Here is a 2,143-nt window from a genome sequence, read left to right as displayed (position 1 = left end):
GTGGGTCCAGTGATGCCAGTGGGTCCAGTGTTCCCGTTAGAACCACTGGGGCGTCTGCCATCGCAACTAAAACAATTACGTGGGTACATGTATGTTCTCCTTTCTATATTTTGAAAATCTAGTTTTTAAAATAGAACTACTATATGTATATTAGGAATTCTATATTTTTGTGCGGTTGATTGTATAGTGTGTTTAGATTTTAACAGTAGGGTGAAAGTGTATTGTATATCGAATTTTTTTCTATTTTAAGTTTAGTAAAAAGAGATAGCTAAATTAGCTATCTCTTTAAAAATTTATAACCACCATTTTTCCTGTGGAACCAAAGTAACATCCACTTCAAAATTCTCTTTAAACCAATCATACATCAATGTTTCTTTCACTAAATATTCAGAGGCAGAGTGTGATACACCGATGAGTGACATATTCGTTTCTTTTACGTAATCCATAATGAGCGAGTATTTCTGTTTACCGTAATCATTGTCGATATGGCAATGGATTTCCCCTGTAATATATGCTTCAGCACCTTTTGCTTCTGCTTCTTTCATGAGAGAAACGACATCGCCACATCCCGCAATAATTGCAATTTTTTTGATAGAATCATGTTGTTTACCTTCGAAGTCTGTATAAGGAATATGGAAGAGATTTTTTAGACGCTTTTGGAGTGCTTCTGTGGATGTTTCATCTATTTCACAAATAAGGCCAACTGGCTCTTGTTCGGGGCCTTCATATGCAAAGCTGTCAACTACGTGAGCATGTAAGACTTTTGCAATTGAAATGCTCGTTCCATGCGTTTGATGAATATCCATTGGTCCGTGACATGTATATATAGAAAGTTGTTTTTCTTTTATCGCTTGCAAATATTTTTCAGGTATTGGAATAAAACCACGACCTGATTTTCCAAGCGGATCACCGCATTCCATTACAAGTGGGTGGTGCATAAAAAGTAAATCACCAGATGTGGATTGTGAAATGAATGTTTCAAGAACGTCATTTGTAGGAAAAACAGCTAAAAATACTTTATTTACAGTTTCAGTTCCTCGTATCATAAGACCGTTAAATAGCTCAATAAAATTGGCTTCAAAAAAATTTTGCCATGGAAATGGGATAGGATCATATACGGCCGGGATAAATCGACTAAAGGCACTGTCTTTTCCGTATTTTTCTATTTCGAATAAATGATTGAGTGATTGTTCTATTTCTTTTAAAGTTGGCATGTTATCCTCCTTGAATTAATTAGATGTTTTTGTTTTTCATAGCAAAATAAGAAGCGGATAGAAAACAAATAAAACCTAAAATCCAACCAATAGAAGGAGTATAGGGAAATATATGGTGTAATACTATACCGCTAGAAATAAAAAAGCTACCGAGTAGACCTAGGAAGATGGGGTATCGTAGTAATTTGAGCATGAGTGATACAACCTCCTTTACTACATACATTGTATATTGTTCATAATTTTCTGTATATATATTTAAAGAAAAATGATGGTACAATATATGAAGGATACGAGAAGAGAGGATGAAGATTAGAGTATGTACGTTACTGTAACAGAAGCAGCATATAAAAAGATTGTGGATACGATTCCAAATGAAGCGAAATATATAAAGTTATTTTACGATAATGAAGGTTGCGGTTGTGTAATGAGCGGAATTATCGATTTAGTAGCTGTAGCAGAAAAAGATGAGCGCGATGTGGATATTGAATCAAGCAAGTTTAGCTTTATCGCAGATCGCACAAAGCTTGTATTTATGGATGATAAGTTAACAGTTGATTGGCATGAAGGTGGAGGGACTTTTCAACTGAAGAGCCCGAGCCAATTTTATAATCCAAATATGAAGTTACATGTTCGAGTGTAGTAAAGGAAAGGTGGTTCCAAAATGTATTTTGGAACCACTTTTTTTATTGAATAAGCTGCTATTTTTGTCGTTTTTTGTTGATAAGTCGATATATTTAAAAAATCGCTGATATAATTCGAGTTGCGCTGATATATTCGAAAAATCGCCGATATAATCGGAGTTACGCTGATATATTCAGAAAATCGCCGATATAATTTCATGTACCAAAACGTTTCATACAATACAAAGGTTTTTTCACATAATGAAATGTACATATGATTGAATTTTCTGTATAATCATATTTGCGGAG

3 protein-coding genes are annotated in these 2,143 nt (G+C 34.3%); 1 reads left to right on the top strand and 2 read right to left on the bottom strand.

Annotation, left to right across the window (positions count from 1 at the left end):
- Positions 1-293: 293 nt before the first annotated feature.
- Together MR079_RS28105 and MR079_RS28100 are read right to left on the bottom strand one after the other, a co-directional pair.
- Positions 294-1,214: a Nif3-like dinuclear metal center hexameric protein gene (locus MR079_RS28105; protein WP_242295066.1), complete on the bottom strand. Its 921-nt coding sequence runs from the start codon at positions 1,212-1,214 to the stop codon at positions 294-296.
- Between the two features lie 19 nt (positions 1,215-1,233).
- Positions 1,234-1,437, bottom strand: a complete 204-nt coding sequence (locus tag MR079_RS28100; protein WP_074567776.1) for a hypothetical protein — start codon at positions 1,435-1,437, stop codon at positions 1,234-1,236.
- Positions 1,438-1,530: 93 nt separating this feature from the next.
- Between MR079_RS28100 and MR079_RS28095 the strand changes: the two genes are divergently transcribed.
- Positions 1,531-1,854, top strand: a complete 324-nt coding sequence (locus MR079_RS28095) for an iron-sulfur cluster biosynthesis family protein (RefSeq protein ID WP_000289576.1) — start codon at positions 1,531-1,533, stop codon at positions 1,852-1,854.
- The last annotated feature ends 289 nt before the right edge of the window (positions 1,855-2,143 follow it).

It is taken from the genome of Bacillus cereus group sp. BfR-BA-01381 (genome assembly GCF_022663555.1).
In the GTDB taxonomy this organism is placed as follows: domain Bacteria; phylum Bacillota; class Bacilli; order Bacillales; family Bacillaceae_G; genus Bacillus_A; species Bacillus_A pacificus.
The sequence above is the reverse complement of the archived record's forward strand: the minus strand, read 5'-3'. Positions and strand labels throughout refer to the sequence as shown.